This window comes from Falsiroseomonas tokyonensis, assembly GCF_019024325.1.
Classification (GTDB): domain Bacteria; phylum Pseudomonadota; class Alphaproteobacteria; order Acetobacterales; family Acetobacteraceae; genus Falsiroseomonas; species Falsiroseomonas tokyonensis.
Map to the genome: position 1 here is coordinate 1 of NZ_JAFNJS010000041.1, position 1,625 is coordinate 1,625.

The window sequence follows — 1,625 nt, forward strand, 5'->3', positions numbered from 1 at the left end:
GGTGGTGGTGGTGGTGGTGGTGGTCATCTGGTCCATGGGTTCAGGGGTCCTTGTCGAGAGAGATGAAGGGTGGCGCGCGCATCAGATCGGGCCTGCGATGCGGCCGGTGGTGCGCTCCGGCTTCGTGTATTTCGGCGGGATGTATTCCGAACGCGGCTCGAAGGTCCCGTAGAGGCGGGCGCCGCTGGTCAGCAGCGTGCTCCCGGCATCGGTCAGCTTGCTCGCCTCCAGGCGCCGCGCCCGGCGGTCCATGGCGTTCGCCTCGTCATACCGGCCGACTGCAGCCTGCCGCCCCCGCCAGCGCGCGATCTCCGCGTCCAGCGCCGAGCCGCCCGCCAGATCGGCCGCCACGTCCACCTCGCTGCCGCTGCTCGGGTCGATGCCGCGGCCCGCCGCCTGGTTGAACGCCGCGGCCTGGCGCCGCCGGCCATCGTCCTGCAGCCGCGCGCCCTCTGCCTCGCCGGCCATGATCTCGTTCTGGCCAGCCTGCCGCTGCGCCTGCGCGTTGTCATAGAGCGCCCGCTGCTGGGCGTTGTTCGCAGATGCGCCCCGCGTCGCCCCTGCCAGCAGCCCGGCGACGCCCAAGGCGCTGCCCACCGTCACCGATCCGCCGCCGATTGCAGCCGGTAGTGCGAACAATTCAATTCCGCTCATGGCGCGGGGGCCTCCTGTTCGTCGTTGATGGGTGGATGGTCGATCACCAACCCAGCAGCAGCCGGCGCCCGCGCGGTGGGACCGCCCAGCGTCGCGAGGTGATCCGCGTTCAGCACCAGGTTCAGCACCAGCGCAGGGCCGCCCTCGCCGCCGAACGTCGCAGCCGGCGGGCCGAACTCGCCGCGGGAGGCCGGGTCGCGCTCGATCAGCAGCTTCGTTGCCGCCACGTCGCCGCGCGCGCTCGCGTCCTCAAGGTGCGTGATGCGGCGCCAGGTCTTCGTCGCCTCGGCCTCGGCCATCAGCCGGTTGAACACCGGGTCATCCTTGAGCCAGACGCGCATCGTCTCCTGCCCAATGCCGATCAGCCCAGCAGCCACCGCGCGCGTCGCACCACCGGCCACCGCATCGAGCGCCTGCTTCATCCGCGCCAGCGTCCGCACGCCTTCACTGGCAACGCGGAAGTCCGCCGCCGTGACGGGCCGAAAAATCCGCTGCGCCGTCGCCGTCTCAGCCAGGGTCGCGCCCTCGCCATCGCCGCGCACCCAGCCCTCGGCCTTCACCAGCCGGTCCACCGCCTGACGGCTCACGCCATGCCGGGTTGCGATCTCCGCCACCGTCCGGCCCGCCTCCCATTCGAGACGCGCGCTCGACCTGTCGATCCGCCGCTTCGCCGGCATCACATGATCCCCGGCAAAGAGGCCGCAGGACACGCGCTGGAGGCCGTGACCGCAGCCGCCGCCTCATCGCCCCGGCCACCATCGCCCAGCGCCACAGGCGCCACGCCCAGCGGCTGCGCCAGGCCATCGCCGTGACAGGTCGCCGTCAGCAGCGTCGGATGAATGAAGCCGGGGGGTTTTGCCGCAACCAATCCCGTCATGTCGCAAGCCTCCATCGTTGTCAGTGGTTGATGCCGTCCAAGCGCCCAATGCCGGACCAGGCGGGAAATCGAAGCTGGGTTTTGAGACAGGGCG

At 71.1% G+C, this 1,625-nt stretch carries 3 protein-coding genes; all 3 read right to left on the reverse strand.

Annotated features, from left to right (window positions below):
* Positions 1 to 81: 81 nt before the first annotated feature.
* A complete protein-coding gene (locus J3S20_RS29835; protein WP_216840567.1) occupies positions 82 to 654 on the reverse strand; it encodes a hypothetical protein in 573 nt (190 codons plus the stop codon).
* Positions 651 to 1,331, reverse strand: a complete 681-nt coding sequence (locus J3S20_RS29840) for a hypothetical protein (RefSeq protein ID WP_216840568.1) — start codon at positions 1,329 to 1,331, stop codon at positions 651 to 653. Before J3S20_RS29840 ends, J3S20_RS29835 begins: the two co-directional genes overlap by 4 nt.
* Positions 1,331 to 1,625, reverse strand: a 295-nt coding sequence (locus J3S20_RS29845) for a hypothetical protein (RefSeq protein ID WP_216840569.1), incomplete at its 5' end; no start/stop codon positions are given. The genes J3S20_RS29840 and J3S20_RS29845, both read right to left, overlap by 1 nt.

Bases quoted from the DNA above. Each gene is read 5' to 3' on its own strand.
- J3S20_RS29835 (WP_216840567.1), bottom strand. From the start codon at position 654: ATGAGCGGAATTGAATTGTTCGCACTACCGGCTGCAATCGGCGGCGGA.
- J3S20_RS29840 (WP_216840568.1), bottom strand. From the start codon at position 1,331: ATGCCGGCGAAGCGGCGGATCGACAGGTCGAGCGCGCGTCTCGAATGG.